The organism is Paenibacillus sp. 2KB_22, assembly GCF_052115745.1.
GTDB lineage: Bacteria > Bacillota > Bacilli > Paenibacillales > Paenibacillaceae > Paenibacillus.
Window position 1 is genome coordinate 691,834 of sequence record NZ_JBFRHG010000001.1, and the last position, 18,554, is coordinate 710,387.

Sequence of the window (18,554 nt, forward strand, 5' to 3'; positions counted from 1 at the left end):
TATTGTCTTTTCTAATTTTTAAAAGCTATCCTACTTTGGCGGGAGTTTGTTCTCCTTGCCACAGCAGTTGCATCTCTTCATTGGTGGCAAGCAATTCGGCCAAGCTTCCCTCAGCTTCAATGCGTCCATCTTTCATAACAATAATATGATCTGCTTTGGAAAGTGCTGCCCTGCGGTGAGAAACCGCGATGCAGGTGACATCCGGCTCTTGGAACAGCCCTTCCCATACTTGTTGTTCAGTCTCCACATCCAGTGCGCTGGACAGATCGTCAAAGATAAACAAGTCCGCCTCGGTCATTAACATGCGCCCTGTAGCCGCCCGTTGAATCTGCCCGCCTGACAGCATCACCCCTCTTGGACCAACCGGGGTCTCAAGCCCCTGATCCAGATGTTTGATATCCTTCTCCATCACAGCTAGACGAATGGCTTTTTCAAGCGCTTGCTCCATGTTACCCTGTTTGCCCTGGACGATATTTTCTTTTAACGTATCACTGAACAGTCTTGGCACTTGTGGCGTATACGCTGCTCTTGGCGGCATCAGGAACGTGGCTGGATCAACAGCTGCTCCATTCCAGTGAATGTCCCCTTTTTGCTTGGGTAACAGTCCAAGAAGTGTTCGTACGAGCGTTGATTTACCTGATCCGATCCGTCCTGTAATGACCAGAAATTGTCCGCGTTTCAGGCGAAAACTGATCTCTTGTAAGCCATTTTCCGAATTCGGATATTGATAAGTCAGATTGTTAACCTCAAGAGATTGCAATTTCTCCTTGGGATCTCTCTTTTCACTTACAAGCTCCGGCGGATCTTCATACAGATAGATTTCTCTCGAATCCATGATCTGGTCTTCTTCCCCTGGGCGGAATAGCTTACGCATGCGATCATAGGATACCTTGAGCCTTTTGTGTTGAAATACCATATAGCCAAACAGTGAAATGCTAAATCCGATATTAGCCAGATAACTCGTGAATAAGGCAAAATCACCTACGGTAAAGTTCCCTGCTTTCATCTCAGCGGCACACATCAGTAGAATTAATCCGGTACAGATACTTAACACATGCTGATTCATTGATCTCATCCACTGCTTGAACAGATTGTCTCGAAGTGCAGCTTGGCGGCGATCTTCATTCAACTGGTTGAAACGTGAAGAGACATTCTCTTCCGCCTGACCCAGTTTCAGGGCTTGCACTGCTCCAAACGTTTCCGCAATAAAACTGGTAATTCGCCCAGTCGCTTCACGATTAACCTGTGCATACTTCCGGGCCCGATTCCCCGACAGGTTGTTGAGTAAGGTCACAGCTACCAATGGCAGCACAGCAACCAACGTGATCTGCCAATTAATGTTCGCCATAATGACGATGGACACAATAGCGAATACGAGCCGTCCCCAGAAGTCCACCCATGATTCTACATACTCGACGACTTCATCCACATCATCCCGAAAGCGACTCATCGCTTCCCCTGGTGAAGCCGGAAGATTACGCCCAGGCCAGCGCATGATCGCTGCGAGCATGTTGGTACGCAAAATCGCCTGAACATGATACAGATACGTAACCCATGCATAGAAAGCTACAAAAAATGTGCCCACCCGAGCCATTCGGACCAGAGCAATAAAGATAAGCGGCACAGCGAGCCACATATAGTCATTTGACCCCACTGTTGTGCGATCAAAAAACCACTGCATCCCAATACCAATGGCTAACGGCAAGGAATGAAATATACACCATAACAATCCGTTGATTACAAACAAGAATGGCCTGAATCGAAACAAACGGCCTATAAATCCTGCTACAGTCATGCCAATTCCTCCTCTCGGCCTGTAATGAGCAGTCTTGCATAATGAGATGCCGGGTTACTGGCAAGTTCTTCTCTCGCTCCAAATTCCAGTACCTTGCCATCCCCGAGCACCATAATCCGGTCAACTTTCTCGAGTGTAGCCAGTCGATGAGCAATAATGACTCCGGTGGATTGTTTCATTAACTGGTCAATTGCAGATTGCAGCATGCCTTCGGTCGCAGCATCCAGACGTGACGAAGGCTCATCCAGAATAACCAGACTTGGTTCGGTCAGGAATACGCGGGTTAAGGCAAATAACTGTGCTTCCCCTGCCGACAACGAAGCTCCACCTGCTGCCAGATACGTATCGAGTCCTTCTGGTTGTGAATTAATCCATTGGCTAAGTCCAAGGCGATCCGTCGTTTCCTTGATCATGTGATCCGATACATCCCCATTGAAGAGAGTAAGATTGTCACGCAGCGTGCCATCAAACAACTGCACATCCTGTGTCACCATACCCACCCGGCGATAGAGCGCTTGTAATGAAAGCTTCGTGATATCCTTTCCACCTACACGGATCGTCCCCCGATCCAGATTGTACAGGCGGAGTAGAACACGACTAAGACTCGATTTGCCGCTACCTGTGCGACCGATGATTCCCAGACGTTCTCCAGGTTTGATGGCAAAATTAATGTCCTGCAATACGGGTCTATCCTGGTTATAACTGAAATGTACCTGACTGAATTCCAATCCAAGCGGTCCTTCAGGCAATTGTTTCTCTATCCCCTCTTCAATCACACTCCGCATGGACAACAGCTCTCTGGAGCGCAGCATACCTGATTTTGCTTTTTGGAACTCCTGTACCTGATCTCCCAGCATCTCAATCGGATCATTCAGCATTTGCGTATATTGGTAGATCAGAAATAATGTTCCGATACTAATTAGGCCTTCCATATAGTAATGCACACCCAACAATAGCACCGCAGTGACCGCCAGAGCGAACAGAACTACTGTGGTATTCCACGGAATAACCCGAAGCAGCCAGGCTTTTCTCCCCTTACGGAATACCGTGCGCATCGTGCGGTAAAAGCGGTTCATCACATAGGGCACATGACCATTCGCTTGCACATCTTCAATCCCGGCAATACGTTCTTCAATTAATCCGAACAGAGCGGCGCTTGCCGCCCGTTCATTTTTGGAAGAGTCTACGCCCAGATTTCGGATGAAGACCATGAACAGGATCGATAACAATGTGAACACGGTCATGACCAAAGCAATAGGCACATTGACGCTGAACATGAACCCGAGAATTCCGGCCAGCAATACAAAACTCCCGATCACTTGCACAATAAACATCGCGAAAAAATTGGAGATACTCGTTACGTCACCATCCACACGTTCAATCATCTCACCAGGTGTTTTCACATTATGAAAACGCATATCGAGGCGCAAACAGTGCTTCAGCAGATCTCCGCGAAGTTGATTCGTAGCCCGCCAGGCCACATCATTCCCCAAATAACTGACCGCTACCGTGATAAGTTGATTAAACACGGCGACAACCAGAAATATTCCGGCAAGCTGAATGAGATTGGTGAGGACTCCGCCACTTGCCGCTGTATCGATAAATCGTTTGATAATCTGTGGATTCAAAAGCTGAAGCCCCGTTGATGTCAGCAACATGATTAAAAGTAAGGCCAGCCGCCCTTTGACTGGTTTTAAATAGCGTAGCAGCCAAGACATGGAGCGTTTCTCTGTTTTGGGCACAGGTCCCACCTCTTCATAGATTTATTTAATTGTTCTTGCCAATTTATTGATGGTCTTATCGACACAGCAACTTTCTCTTACTAGGATGAGTCATACATAATGACATTAAAATCGGTATTTCCCGCCCATAATTGATATGTAGAACCTATGTTGACCATTGCACATTCTCCTTTTTACCAAAGTTAGTTTTATAAAATAACACTTCAAATGCTCCTTTCCATGTGAACGGATTGGTGGGATGCATGCAAAAAAGCCATAGATGAACTAAAGTTCATCTACAGCTTATAACCAAAAGAGACCGGATGAAATGCAAAGCATTTCCCGAATCTCCTCTGCATCGCAATAATGATGAGCGTCCACGACAGGGGTGCACAAACATGACTGTCCCAACGCGATCATTACCAAAAATTGGATTAATGTCACTATGCTCATGCGTATTCAGTTATCGATTTGAAATCTGTATAGGCATAAACATAATCATCATCCCACCCGTTTCACATATTTGTTGTTTATTGTATTCGCTGGTTTAACATCCGTCAAGATAATTTTAACTGAATTGTTATTTAATTCATGTCATTAATCTTTCAATTCCTGCTACATACTCAATGATGTGGACTCCGTTTGCTTCTCTCTAACAACAAGACGTCTATGTGCTATCAGAAGAAAAGGTACTCCCAGTGCAGTCGTCAGTGCAATCGGTACAAAGACAGCGAGCCCATTCTCCGCTCCAAATTGACTTAACAACACCCCTCCCATTACAGGAGCAATGACACTACCAATATTATTGAAGCCGATAGTCCCGAAATACGTCCCCTTCCATTCCGGCTTCGCAATCCGGTCGATGAGCATATCCATCATCGTGAACAACAATACTTCCCCAATGGTAAATAGTATGACACTCATCATCATCATGAGTACTCCTTCAGCGATTCCGACCATCATCAGACTGGTTGCGACCAGCAGATTACCTACAATTAGAGGGACCAGCGGTGGAAAGTTGCGGAAGGTTCGCACAAGCGGATACTGAATTATCAGTACCGTCACGGCATTCAGAGAAAGCATGTAAGAGAACATCTGGCTTCCATTTTCAAAGATCGGGCTCCTCGCCAAGTACTGTGCCAACGTAGAACTAAAGTGCCCGTAACCCAGAACACAAAATGTGGTACCGATTAATACCGGCAGAAACACCCGGTCCCGACCGGTGGTCATGAGTGCTTCACGCAAGCGTGGTGCAGTTGCCTGATGACGCTCTGGCAGATTGGCATGCTGTAACTTGAATTGCAGAAATAATACAAGTCCGTATGCTATGTAGACCAAGCCGGAAATCACAAAAGGAAACGTTGATTCAGATGATCCCAGCTGAAATCCGATAATTGGCCCAAAGACCACACCAAGATTAATTGCAGCATATCTGAGGTTGAACACCAGCAATTTGTTCTGCGGAGAAGTAATATCCGATAACAGGGCTCTGGAGGTAGGCTCGAATACTGCACGGCATAATCCGTTTAACGTATTGGCAACAAAGAACACCCATAGATGCTCTGCTGCTGAAAAAATGAAAAACACACCTGCCCAGCTAAATACCGAGATTAACATCACGATTTTGCGACCGATCCGGTCCGAAATATAACCGCCATAAAAGCTGACCATTACACCTGCCAGCGAGCTAACGGCCACAGTAATACCGGTCTGGGTCGGTGTAGCCTCTAGTACACGTGTCAGATAGATGGATAGAAACGGGATACTCATTGACGTGACAAGACGTCCAAACATGGTTCCGATAATGATGGTCCATGCCAAGGGGTGAATCTGCCTCAAATATTGCTTCATGCGAACTTCTCCTATTCATTCTAGATGCTTCCTAAGCGGACTTTTTGAACTACCTCTACTCATGTATAATTGTAAGGATAAAAGGGGGAAAGAAAAGTGTAAACATATGATCACACTTTTCACCTTTAATAGAGGAGTCATGACCATGGATACCCTACATACACACTTTATAAGGCTCGCCGGGGCCGAACAACTTTCGTTCAAGCTCCATGAACCTGTAGCGGTAACAATTGATAGCCTGTCCGCTGCCTTGTGCTGCACCCCTCGTAATGTGAAGTTCATTATTAGAAAATTGGAGGAGCAAGGCTTCATCCATTGGCAACCAGGCCGTGGTCGTGGGCACCATTCGGAGTTAACGTTGCTGCGTAGCATGAATGAAGCGCTGGAAGCAAGTTTTACCGAACTTCTCGCTAAAGGCAAAATGAAAGATGCCATTGAACTCATCGGAACCATTCAGATGCATGATTCACTGCGAGAACAGCTCATGCTCTCCCTCCATCAACAGATGGGATTTCACAGCCACGAGGAAACTTCCTCAGGTCAGGATATCCTGCGCATTATGAGGTCTCGCCAGTTAGGTGATCTGGACCCAGCCTTTGTTTATACTGCATTTGAAACCTATCTGCTGAGCCAGGTCTGTAATACATTAATCACTTATGATGCCAAGATGGAATCATTCCGGCCAGCATTGGCTCATATGTGGGAGTGCAGTGAGGACCATCGATTGTGGACCTTCTATCTCAGGAAAGGTGTACGTTTTCACAACGGTCGTGTCATGACGTCCCGGGATGTGCAAGCGACGTTGCAACGATTGATAGATGTGAATAGTCCGTCCATCTGGTTGTATCGGGATATCGAGCGTGCTGAAGTAGCTGGCGATTACTGCATCAAGTTTGTTCTTCGTCGTCCTAATCGGTTCTTCTTGCATTTGTTCAGTTGTATTCGAATGACGATCCTACCCTACGATTACAATGTAGCCAATACCTTAATAGGTACCGGTCCTTTTCAGATCTCTGAGCTGAATGAAGATGTGTTGGAACTTACCGCATTTGATGCCTGCTACGGCATCCGGCCACATCTGGATCAAGTCCATTTCTGGTTTGTGACTGACCTGAGTCCGAATGATCGCTATTATGAGCTACCAGGTACTGATCGATTGAGTCTCACAACAGGCTGTGAACAGACCAACAGCATCAATTATCCGGCGCTGGGTTGTCAGTATATGCTGTTTAATTTTCACAAGGAAGGCATCCATCATCATCCCCTATTTCGACAAGCCCTGCGTATCGTCTATGATCCGGTCGCGCTTGTCAGAGATCTCGGTGGCAATCGGATCACACCAGCCAGCAGCTTCCTTCCCTGGAGAAGTGCAGCCCAAGACTGGACAGCGGTTTCTCTTGACGATGCTCGTGAATTGCTGCATAGCTGTGGGTACCAGGGTGAGACGATAACTTTATCGTATAAGCATAATAAGGACGCAGACGTAGCGGAGTGGTTCCAATGTCGTGCGCAGTCCATCGGAATGAACATCAGCATGCACGCCGTTGTGGATTATTTCAACTCAGAGGAAACCACGAACGCCCAATTGATCTTGGCTGAAGAGATATTGGAGGAAGATTGGCAGTACGGCATGATTCATTTTTTCAAAAACCTGTCCAATCATTTTCATATGTGTATGTCCCCTGTATTCCAGTCTCAACTGGATGACAAACTGGATCATTTCGCAACGCTTCATCGGGCAGACCGCACAACGCTCCTGGATGAAGCTGAAGCCTTGCTACGTGATCACTGCTGGATCTTGCATGGCTGTCACATGAACAAGCAGGCTGAACTGGATCAGAGCATTTTCGGCATGCAGATAGCAGAATTCGGATATATGGACATCTCCCAATTGTGGATCAAAAATCCTTAGGGATATATGTTCACAGACGCAACTGTGAGATACAGGGCTGAACAAAATCATGGATCGGCAAAAAAGCCGCTAGCCTATTTACGATAAGCTAACGGCTCTATTGCCGATCCATTTTGAGTGCAATTAGAGATTATTTTTAGTGTAGTAGGTCTCCAATACCTGCATGATGGACTCGATTTTAATCGGTTTGCTGACATACGCATCCATGCCTGCCTTCAAACAGTTCTCCATGTCTCCTCTTACTGCATTTGCAGTTACCGCAATAATGTATGGACAACTCTCGGGGGGCAAAGAATTTTTAATCAATTTTGTCGCTTCGAATCCATTAAGCCTTGGCATATGAACATCCATGAAGACAATATCATATGAATTGTGTTTGACCGCCTCGACTGCCTCAACACCATCCACCACATGATCCACGAAGTGCCCTTTTTTCTCAACAATTCTGCTAAGGACGAGCTTATTCACCTCATTGTCTTCTGCGATTAATATTCGCAAGGCTGAAGTTCTGCTCTTCTTCTGCTGTTGATCTAACCTGTTGCTCTCTTCACCGTTATTTAATTTGAATTGGGCAGTAAATATAAATATTGTACCCGGTTCATCCGACTCCTCGATCCAGATCTTTCCATGCATAAGCTCTACCAGTTTCTTGCTAATGGCAAGGCCAAGACCCGTACCTTGGGGTTTGCGGGTCATAAAATTCTCCAGTTGGTAGAAAGGTTCAAATAATTGTTGTTTCCTCTCAGCGGGAATCCCAATGCCCGAATCCTTTACCTGAAAATAAAGCTGCACGGTATTGCCGCGCTGCTCCTTAACCCCCACTTTAACTTCCACGCCACCTTCTGAAGTGAATTTGACCGCGTTGCCAATGATATTGGTAAGTACCTGTTTAAGACGATAAGCATCACCATACACTGGAGTTGGAATAGCATCTTCTACGCACATACGAACATCCAGCTTCTTTTCACGAGCCAGTGGTTTAACGATTTGCACCGTCTCGGTCACGATTTCTACGGAGTCAAAAGGATCTTCCACCAGATCGGTTTTGCCTGACTCGATTTTGGAAAAATCAAGAATATCATTAATGATGGCCAGCAAGGAATCTCCACTCTTCTGAATGATTTCAATATATTCCTTTTGTTCCCCGCTAAGTCCAGGAGTATCCAAGAGCAAATCCGTCATACCAATTACACCGTTCATAGGTGTACGGATTTCATGACTCATCATCGCCAAAAATTCACTCTTGGCCTTATTCATTCTTTCCGCTGTCTCTTTGGCTACAAGCAGTTTTTTTTGCTCTGTAATGTCCTTCGCAATCAGGTAAAACCCGACATTGGATTTATTAACAATGATTGGAGCAAGTGTAGCCAAGACCTCTGTCTCAAAGCCTTCCGTGTGCCGAACAGCGTTGATCTCCTTCTCAGCCATCTCATAATTACTCCCCAGAATCAGACCCAGATTACTGGCTCCGATAAATCTGCTTATGCTTGTGCCGATCATTTCAGCCACGGGACAGCCCGTCATTTTCACCGCTACTGGATTCGCATTCATAATATTACCATCCATGTTAAACGATATAATGGCGTCATGATTGTATTTCTTAAGCGAAGTGTATCGCTCCACAGATTCCTGCAATTTAAATTCGATACGTTTGCGTTCAGTAATATCCTGTAGTGTTCCGTTTAGCTGGACTGGCTGACCATTCTCATCGAGCGTAACTAACCCGCGTAAGTGAAGATACTTCTCACTTCCATTCGTGCTAATGTGCTTGTACTCGAAATCTAGCGCTTTCCCTTGTTTTACCCATTCCATTTGTTCGTATAAGGAGGCTTTATCCGCGGGATTAATCACATTAGCTATATCACTTGTACGATATGATTTTCGTGTACGTTCGAATTCAAGAATCTCAAAAATCTGATCTGAAAGAGCGATCTGGTCATTGACCATATCCCATTCCCAACTGCCAATTAAGGCGATGCGTTCAGCCTCTGCACTGATGTCCTTATGTTTTTTCCGTTCGGATACATCTCGTCCAATTGAAAGAATCTGCATTCCATGCTCAGCATCCCCAAAGACCTTGTATGTGGTTTCAAACCACAGATAATGCCCATCTTTATGACGGACCCTAGTATTCAACAGATTACCCTTGGTCAAGTCCATCTGTGAAATCCGTTCCAGATCTTGCGGATGAAAATATGCATCATTATTTTGACCAATTACTTGTTCTGGCGAATAACCCAGTAAACCTTGAACGGAGGGTGAGCAGAATCGACAAACACCCTCCTGATCGGCAATATAGATGATCTCCTGAGCATGATCTGTAATAAGTTTGAACATCTCTTCACTATACAGAAGCTTTTGTTCAGACATTTTGCGGTCAGTAATATCAATAATATGGCAAATAAAATAAATAGGTTCATCCGTAATTTCGCTACGAACTAATGTAAGATGCAATGACGTCCATAAGATGTCACCATTTTTATTGATGTATCGCTTTTCGTATTGATTTTCTTTTACTTTACCTTCAAATAACTCGTAACTACAGATCATATCTTGCGGTGAATCATCCGGATGTGTAATATCCTGGTACGTGAGATCCATTAATTCATCACTTGTATAACCTAGCAAACAGCAAAAAGCAGGGTTCACTTTCATCCATTGTCCTGTTGGAGCAACGAGTGCAATTCCAATAGGTGCTTGGTTATATATCTGCTCGAACAATTCATGATGATCGACCTTTTGAACCTGCATTGTAAGCTCTCCTTTTGGCATATAAACTCCATGTATAGATTGTCGAAATCTAAAGCTTTTCCTGATATAAGATATTCCATAAGAATGGGCCAGTTTTAAAACCACAGTACCTGCTTAATACCCAGAAATCCAACCATTGAAACAAATATTTTTAAGAGATTTGTGTCTATAAAGTCAAACAAGGTCTGGAATCCACTACTATGGAGTCCCGACCTTTGTCAGTATATATCATTATAAGTCATATGCAATAATGAATCGCTAGAAAAATGGATTAGCGCTCACGACCAACAAGATAATCCAATAAATGTCTCAAAAACAAAATCGGTTTTTGCATCTCGTTCAATGCATCTGTAGCAAGACAATAATGCTCCCACATCTCTTTCTTCGCACCTTCATCACCAAGAATGGATACAAAGGTTGAATTGTTGTTCCGCTCATCCTGACCTGCAGGTTTCCCAAGTATGAGGTGATTCCCCTCGAAATCCAGCAAGTCATCCTTGATCTGGAAGGCGATCCCCGCATGATAAGCGAACTTTTTCAGCGTAGCCATCTCCGGTTCCTTCACTTGAGCAAGTATGGCTGGCATGACCAGTGCAGCTTCGAAGGCAATGCCTGTTTTGTAAAAACAGATCATGTTCAACTGCTCAAGGGTTAATGCCTTGCCTTTGGAATTCAGGTCCATCGCCTGCCCCATACACATATCCTCTGCTTTTTCAGCCGAATATTGAATGAGAGTAAGCACGGTTGCTGCATCAAAGCGATTCAATGAGGATTGCTCTCCTATCGCCTTCTGAATGAGAAACAGACCCGTAAGCTCTGCTGTGGCGCTATTGTGTACCTGATGCAGTGTGGAACGTCCACGCCTTGTCGAAGCATTATCCTGCGTAGGCAGATCATCAAAGATCAGGGAAGCGGTATGCATGTACTCCAGCGATCGTAGCAGCGGAACAATAGATGATTCGGGTAGGCCATACTCGCGCACGCCCATAACCCAGGTTAATATGGGGCGTAACCTCTTTCCGTCTCCCTGCAAGCTATAATTGGCTGCATCGATCAGCGTTTCTTTCATCTCATGAAGTCCACCGGGCTTCGCAATCTGCAACTCCACATTAATCTGTTCGCGAACTGTTCGAATGGTCTGCTTGAAGTCCTCTTTCTCATGCTTGTCATTTTTCAATTGAAGCACGACATGATCCCGTAACAATTTATCGAGGAAATCAACGTCATCTGCTTTTCTCACCATCTGTTGAACCAATTGATTGAATTCAGGCTGCCCCGAGGCAAAGATCGTCATCACTTCATCATATTTCTGCTGCCCCAACCGTTCTTTACAACGCTTCAGACCGTTTATAGCACGATCTAGTATGACCTCTCGGGTCTTGGCGTCCGAGTTGTATACATCATGGATTAGGTGAGAGATGACTGCCCAATACAATTCATATGGATTAATCAGATCAGGGCGCAAGTCACGATACTTCAAGTAGTACGTATACGGAGTTACGGCCCCTTCTTCCATATCGTCAAACATATCGGCAAAATCATCTGCCAGCTGATTATATATCCCGTAATAGAACGTTCGCAGATCGAATCCTTCATCCTCTGGTGCACTGAGAACAGACCGGACGATTAATCGGGAAGACGAAGATTTGATAATAATCGGAATGTACAATTCTTCATTGGTATAATTTGCATTAGCTAATTTCTTGTTGCGATCAATCTCTTGAGACTGAAAGAAAACATAGGATTGTTCTAAGAATGTGCGCTGTTTCTCTGGATGCTGGTAGTTCTTGATGTACTCAAATGCTTCCCGAAGCTCGGAATGCACATATTCAATCACTTCAAGGTTACTGCCTTTCCACTCTCCCAGATCAGGTACAACCCCGGTAAGAAGTGCATCTCGTATCATCAGTGAATATTGTTCTTTTTCCTGAACAGTCAAGGCTTGAGAATCCAGCAGGTCATCCACAAATGGATACGTCAAACCGTATGAATAACCGAGTCTGATCGCCGCATCAAATCTCCGGGCCCGTTCCTCAGGTGGGGTCTGCTCGTTCATCTCATCGTCCACATGAAGAACCACGCCAAGAATAATTTTGATAAGCTTCCGCTGCGCCTGCTCTGCATCCAGCTCCTTCGGAATGTTGGATGCTACATTCTTTAATTTGTTCATCACCCAGATGACAGCCGTTTCAATGTGCTCCTTCTGTCCCCACCGGTACAATGCAGCAAGACTGATATAATCGGGCTGACCTTTGCGTCCAGTGGCAGAGCCCATAAAGTATTTTTTGGTATTCTGGACAACGTGCTGAATTCGGGCCTGCGTATCTGGAGAATCAAGGGCTTGCCCCAGATCTCGCATATAAATATATGCGATACTCCGATCCAGGTAATCATCCAGCTTTCCAGTCGTATTCAGCCAGTGGATATATCTATGAACATCCCGGGTATCCGGTTTTCTTTTGCTTGGTGATAAAAGAGAAAGCCAAGCAAAACGATGAATATGTTTTTTTTGCCATACATGAATATCTTGGATAAGTGCTGTTGTATACGTATTATCCATAAGTTGCTGCCTAAGAGTAGTAAAATACTGAGATGCTTTCTGCTCAGCTAGCCGATATCCTGCATCAGCCTGTTTTGTAAGTACGTTATTCATAGGGTGGATACCTCAACTTCTATTAATGTTAAACATGTATCCATGAAAGGAGATGAGGTGCTCCATGGACGAAAACTGAACTCATTTGATGGTGTACCCAACGCGTCAGCTCATGTTCATAACCTTTATACGGCGATCCACCCGTTTGGTTACGAAATCGTCACTGTACATTCCTACGTACGTGATTTTACAGAATGGAGGACCAGACTTTGACCGCTGTAATGGCGATAAGTACGATTAATGCGTACCGAAGTACCCTCACATTGATCATCGAACTAACCTTTGAACCAAGGGATGCCCCCAGCAGACTGCCGATCACCGTGTAGATGATGGGCTCCATCGGAATGTCTCCACCCGTAATTTTCCCTATCACGCCGCCAATGGCGGAGATAAATACAATCGCCAGTGAAGAAGCAATCGTCGTTCGCACGGGGATGTTGAGAATCGTCAGCATGATGGGAATAAGGATAAAGGCACCTCCTGCCCCAACAATTCCTGATACAATGCCTACTGCAAAAGCAGTGCCTGCTGCAATCCATCGGTTAAACACCAGTGGAGCTGAGGTATCGAGCTTTCCCTTTCCGGGAATCAGCATAAGCACAATCGCCAGAATGGCCAGAATGCCATAGATCAGATTAATAACCCTTCCTTCCAGATGACCGGAGATGAACCCGCCGATCAGACTGCCAGCAAGAATGCTGGAGCCCATGTACAGCACCAATCCGCGGTGAACGATCGCCCCATCACTTCTACCCGTTTTTACTTTTCTCCGGAATGCAATCACACCGGCAAGTGAAGCAAAAAACACTTGAAACATACTAATCGACGATACCTCATGTGCTGAGAATGGCTCCAGCCCCATCCAGGATGGAACATATAACAGTAGCGGATAATTGATAATGGCCCCACCAATACCCAACAATCCGGAGAAGAATGAACCGACCAGACCGAGTATAAACATGATGACAAAAAGCAGAAGATCCATCGGTTATGCGCTTCCTTTCGTGCAATATAAATCTCATTTCGATACCACTCAAAAGTGCTATACAAGGCGAATATAATCCGTTATAATGAAAACCAAGTAAATTAATCCGAAATGAGTGATTAAGCATGTTTAACGTGTTGAAGACTCTTTTTGAAAATAAATGTCCACAGTGCAACGAAAAATTACAAGTTCATAACGATGCGTTATGTTCAACCAAAACCTGTCATCAATGTCATTACAAAGAAGAGAGCTATGGCTCTCTCGGAGTTCGAATTGTATATGACACCACAAAATGATAAAAAGATATAGCCTTGTTAATTGTATCACGATCTCTAAATTTTCGGGATAATTCGACAAACTTATTTCCATCTCATATGCCACGATTACTTTATAATGAAAATAAAAAAAACGGTGCAAAACGAATATATCGTTCTGCACCGTTTTTTTGTTTTTTGAGGATGGATGAGTCCCCTTAATTCTAAAGGGTTACTTATTTGGTTTTGAAGCTCAGGAAACCATCATCTACTGCTACGGTTGTACCATTCACTGCACTTGCTGCATCACTGAACAGGAATGTAACCACACTGGCTACTTTTTCTGGTTGAATAAGCTCTCCACGCATATGTTGAGTAGCAAGCGCATCTTTCATGGCTTTGTCATCGCCGAGAATCGGTGTTTCGATAAAGCCAGGTGCTACACCAACGACACGAATTCCATGCTCCGCAAGTTCCAAGGCACCGGATTTGGACATCATAACAACAGCAGCCTTGGCTGCATTGTAGTTGAAGCTGCCTACTGCAGCAACACTTCCATAGATCGAAGCAGTATTCACAATGGTACCTTGAACATTTAATTCAACCATTTTTTTCGCGCCATAATACATGCCATAGTATACACTGTGCTGATCTACATCAATGACTCTGTGATAGGATTCCGGGTCCATCTCCAGAAATGGCTTCACAAGTCCAATGCCTGCGTTATTGAAAATACCGCTTAACGTACCATATTTCTCTACTGTCCAGTCGATCAGTGCTTTGATCTCGTCCCCTTTGGATACATCCACTTTGTATGTGCCCGCTGTTCCGCCTGCTGCTTCTATCTCTGCAGCAAGCTTCTTCGCTCCGTCTTCATTATAGTCAGCGATGACAATAGTCGCACCTTGATTCGAAAGTTGAAGTGCTGTTTCTTTACCAATACCACTAGCTCCACCCGTAATAATGATTACTTTTCCATTGTGCTCCGTCATGATTCAGTTCTCCTTTGGCAAAATATTTTTATAACTTATAGTAAGTAACTATATTTAATTAACCTATATGTTCATCATACGCCCCTACCACAGGCTTGTCAAACCATAGAGCATTCTTACTCGATTACGTTATAAATGTCATACATATATCATGATTATTTCGTATTAGTCTAGCTCCTAACACATTAAATATGCATGAGTTTTCAGAAAATAAAAAAAGCGAAGATATCAGTGATTCATTCACTCCGATATCCCGCCCTTATAAAATATGAGAATTTCAAACTTATTCACCCTGAAGTCCGCTCAGCGGATCTCTCAAGTTGTTAATGTTGGTGATTAACTCAGGAATGCCCGTCTTTTCCCAATTTTCTGCTGTAAAACCTTGCTCTGCAATCGTATTCTCGAAATTGTCCACAACTTCCGTTAATTGCGTATTGTAGCTGACCAGATTTTCATGAATGCTCTCTCCTATTGCAGGAGCGGTTAACTGTGAAAATTCGCTTGCTTCTGCTTGAATCAGATCAATTTTCTCCTGAATCTGAGTGGTTATCTCCGGATTATTCACCGCCCCCGATGCGAGCTCTTGCAGATCAGCCCCGGCGTTTGATACCTGTTCTATATAATCAGTAGCCCCACTCACATAATTTAAACTTTCATTGGCTTGTTCTACGACAGAACAGGCCGAAATTAAAAGAATACTTGATGCGATAAGGCCTGTCATCATTAATGTGTGCTTTCTTTTTCTTATGAACATGATCATCTCCCCTTCTCCTATTCGGAATCTTTGTTCCAAGTCCATGATACCTGTTCAGACTGCTTCATTGCAAATGGGTCTGCAGCCAGCGTTATTAACATGTATAATAGTAGAATCACACGGTAAAGGGATGTCATGATTATGCTTCAAGCTTTGAACCAACGCTTGAACCGCTTCATGCCACTGATTACCCCAATCAGCATTATTGTTGGCGTGTTATGCGGGAGTTTTCTTTCTTCTTATACCTTTTTATCTCCTTGGCTCTTTGCATTCATGACGTTCGCTGGAAGCATCAGTCTTGGGATACGGGATTTTGTAAACGTACTGAAGAAGCCGTTCCCCTTGTTTGTATGTCTGTTTATTTTGCATTTGGCAATGCCTCTAATAGCTCTCGGCATGGGTCATCTGGTTTTCCCTACAGATGCGTACACCATAACGGGCCTGGTTCTGGCAGCCGTTATACCCACAGGAATAAGCAGCTTCATCTGGGTCAGCATCTATCGGGGTAATATCGCACTTACGCTTTCCATCATCCTGATTGATACGATGCTTGCTCCTTTCGTAGTGCCCGGAGTGTTGTCCCTGTTTATTGGCACCAGTGTTACACTCGATACGGCAGCCATGATGAGCAGTCTGTTCTGGATGATTGTGGTGCCATCCCTGCTCGGTATGTTGCTGAATGAGTGGACCAAAGGCGCCATTGTCCCGGTCTGGGGACCGAGATTGAATCCATTATCCAAATTGTTCATGGCGTCTGTCGTTGCAATTAACGGATCTGTTGTTGCACCTTATTTGGCCGATTTCAACTGGAAGTTGGCTGGTCTTGCGGTCATCATTATTTTCCTGGCATCATTCGGTTATGCACTAAGTTACTTTATTGCTCGATTGTTGGGCTGGAATGAGGCCGATCAGGTCGCTCTGGTGTTCAATGGAGGCATGCGTAATATCAGCGCAGGCGCAGTACTCGCTGTTTCGTATTTTCCGCCACCCGTTGCTGTTCCCGTCGTGCTCGGCATGGTATTCCAACAGATGCTTGCTTCCCTGACAGGTTATCTGCTCGGTCGTCGCTCTCAGCTTCTGCATAAGTCAGATAAGACATCTGCCGCCTAACAAAATATTGGATGATTACAAAACGCCGACATGCTTGTCGGCGTTTTGATTTGAATCGCTATGATTACTAATATCGCTACGATACTGCTACGTTTCGTAAACCTAATAATTCATTTCTGGGTTTACAAATCCACTTTCATATTCCCCAGCATCTTGGCAACTTCAGGGTCGTCAATCTTCATGAATAGACTTTCCTTGGTATCCAGCGTGGAAATGGTTGCGATCTCTTCCGGACTCAATACAAAATCGAAAATATCAAAGTTCTCGACAAGCCGCTCTTTGCGTACCGATTTTGGAATAATCACGATGTCTTGTTGCACAAGCCAGCGGAGTACAACCTGGGCGATGGATTTGTTATGTCTCTCGGCAATGGAAGCCAGTACTTCGTTGCTAAATAAATTGTTGCGACCTTCCGCAAACGGTGACCATGACTGGTGTTGTATGCCCTGTTCTTTCATAAAAGCAGCACTGTCGACCTGCTGTTGAAACGGATGTGTTTCGATCTGATTGATGGCAGGCACAATTTCGTTATGAACAATAAGGTCCATCAGACGGTCTGGCAGGAAGTTGCTGACGCCAATTGCCTTGATCTTGCCCTCGCAGTACAGTTCTTCCATCGCACGCCAAGCGCCGTAGTAGTCACCAAAAGGCATATGAATGAGGTACATATCCAGATAATCGAGCTGCAGCTTACTGAGCGATTTGGCAAACGCCAGCTTGGTACTTTCATATCCGGCATCCTGAATCCATAGCTTGGTCGTGATAAACAGTTCTTCCCGCGGTATGCCACTGCGCTTGATCGCGCGTCCAACTGCTTCTTCGTTCAGGTATCCGGCTGCCGTATCAATTAAGCGGTAACCTGCCTTCAATGCTTCATATACCGTGTTCTCACATTCATCGGCATCAGGAACCTGGTAGACACCAAAGCCGATGATCGGCATTTTCACTCCATTATTTAAAGTTACAGTTTGCATATTAACGCCTCCTAAGGTTCTATTGTGAATCGCAAGTCTTCACGTATTGCTGAAATTCAGCAAAAAAAGCAGTTGTTCCACTTCCGTCCGACTTGCGTTACAATAACCCTAGCTCCTTCGTGTTACACGAAGTCAAGTGGTCTCCAATATATTTTTTACGAGGAGGATTACATATGTATACGGTTCAGGATGCTGCCCAGCTTACGGGACTCACAGAGCACGCGGTACGCTTTTACACGGATAAAGGTTTGGTTCCAAGCATTCAACGCAATAAAAATAACATTCGGGTGTTTGATGAGGCATCCATCAACTGGCTGCATGGTGTCAAATGCCTCAAACAGACTGGCTTACCGATTGAGAATATTAAAACATACGTCGATCTCTGTCTTGAAGGGGATTCAACCGTTGCACAGCGATTCGCACTTATGATGGAGTACAAGGAAGCAGCGCTGATTCAGCTTGAAGAAGCCAAGAGCCGGGTTGCTCATTTGGAAGAGAAAGCACGTCAATATCAAGCCATTTTGGAGCAACGCATCCCGGATATGACCAATCCTATTAATTGGGAAACCAAACGCGACGAAGAAGGTAGCTGTCCGGCTTCTCGGCTAAAGAGTCGTATTCTTCCTGAATCCGAAGCTCCGTGCCCGGCAGCTGCGCAGTAAATAACGCTCACAATCCTGTCGGCGTTTTTCACTTTACATATTTCATACCACTCCATGACTCCACTCCGTTTTCCGATATAGCCCACAAAAAAAAACCATCAACAAGTGATGGTTTTCATCTAATCATTCTTTTCAGAAAT

The 18,554-nt window shown here is 44.7% G+C and carries 12 protein-coding genes; 3 read left to right on the plus strand and 9 right to left on the minus strand.

Going from position 1 to position 18,554, the window contains the following annotated elements:
• Window positions 1-25 precede the first annotated feature (25 nt).
• The 3 genes from AB4111_RS02870 to AB4111_RS02880 form a co-directional block, all read right to left on the minus strand.
• Entirely contained in the window at window positions 26-1,795 is a 1,770-nt protein-coding gene (locus tag AB4111_RS02870) for an ABC transporter ATP-binding protein (RefSeq protein ID WP_442030318.1), read from the minus strand.
• Window positions 1,792-3,537 (minus strand): ABC transporter ATP-binding protein, encoded by a 1,746-nt coding sequence (locus AB4111_RS02875; protein WP_442030320.1) that lies wholly within the window; start codon window positions 3,535-3,537, stop codon window positions 1,792-1,794. Before AB4111_RS02875 ends, AB4111_RS02870 begins: the two co-directional genes overlap by 4 nt.
• Before the next feature lie 594 nt (window positions 3,538-4,131).
• Window positions 4,132-5,367, minus strand: a complete 1,236-nt coding sequence (locus AB4111_RS02880) for an MDR family MFS transporter (RefSeq protein ID WP_442030322.1) — start codon at window positions 5,365-5,367, stop codon at window positions 4,132-4,134.
• A 145-nt stretch (window positions 5,368-5,512) separates the two neighbouring features.
• On the opposite strand from AB4111_RS02880, the gene AB4111_RS02885 reads away from it, so the two are divergent.
• Window positions 5,513-7,279 carry an ABC transporter substrate-binding protein gene (locus tag AB4111_RS02885; RefSeq protein WP_442030324.1) on the plus strand — a complete coding sequence of 589 codons (1,767 nt, stop codon included), beginning with the start codon at window positions 5,513-5,515 and terminating at the stop codon, window positions 7,277-7,279.
• Between the two features lie 123 nt (window positions 7,280-7,402).
• On the opposite strand, the gene AB4111_RS02890 is transcribed toward AB4111_RS02885, so the two are convergent.
• The 5 genes from AB4111_RS02890 to AB4111_RS02910 form a co-directional block, all read right to left on the minus strand.
• A complete protein-coding gene (locus AB4111_RS02890) occupies window positions 7,403-10,030 on the minus strand; it encodes a PAS domain S-box protein (protein WP_442030325.1) in 2,628 nt (875 codons plus the stop codon).
• Window positions 10,031-10,301: 271 nt separating this feature from the next.
• Window positions 10,302-12,683, minus strand: coding sequence for a polyprenyl synthetase family protein (locus AB4111_RS02895; protein ID WP_442030326.1), 2,382 nt, complete (start codon window positions 12,681-12,683; stop codon window positions 10,302-10,304).
• Window positions 12,684-12,870: 187 nt separating this feature from the next.
• Entirely contained in the window at window positions 12,871-13,668 is a 798-nt protein-coding gene (locus AB4111_RS02900; protein WP_442030327.1) for a sulfite exporter TauE/SafE family protein, read from the minus strand.
• A gap of 490 nt (window positions 13,669-14,158) precedes the next feature.
• Window positions 14,159-14,914: an SDR family NAD(P)-dependent oxidoreductase gene (locus AB4111_RS02905; RefSeq protein WP_442030329.1), complete on the minus strand. Its 756-nt coding sequence runs from the start codon at window positions 14,912-14,914 to the stop codon at window positions 14,159-14,161.
• Window positions 14,915-15,197: 283 nt separating this feature from the next.
• Entirely contained in the window at window positions 15,198-15,668 is a 471-nt protein-coding gene (locus AB4111_RS02910; protein ID WP_442030331.1) for a DUF6376 family protein, read from the minus strand.
• Window positions 15,669-15,809: 141 nt separating this feature from the next.
• Here AB4111_RS02910 and AB4111_RS02915 point away from each other — a divergent pair, with 141 nt between their 5' ends.
• Entirely contained in the window at window positions 15,810-16,778 is a 969-nt protein-coding gene (locus tag AB4111_RS02915; RefSeq protein WP_442030333.1) for a bile acid:sodium symporter family protein, read from the plus strand.
• A 122-nt stretch (window positions 16,779-16,900) separates the two neighbouring features.
• On the opposite strand, the gene AB4111_RS02920 is transcribed toward AB4111_RS02915, so the two are convergent.
• On the minus strand, window positions 16,901-17,752 hold the full coding sequence (locus AB4111_RS02920) for an aldo/keto reductase (protein ID WP_442030335.1): 852 nt from the start codon (window positions 17,750-17,752) through the stop codon (window positions 16,901-16,903).
• 173 nt (window positions 17,753-17,925) lie between these two features.
• On the opposite strand from AB4111_RS02920, the gene AB4111_RS02925 reads away from it, so the two are divergent.
• Window positions 17,926-18,414, plus strand: a complete 489-nt coding sequence (locus tag AB4111_RS02925; protein ID WP_442030337.1) for a MerR family transcriptional regulator — start codon at window positions 17,926-17,928, stop codon at window positions 18,412-18,414.
• Window positions 18,415-18,554: the final 140 nt, after the last annotated feature.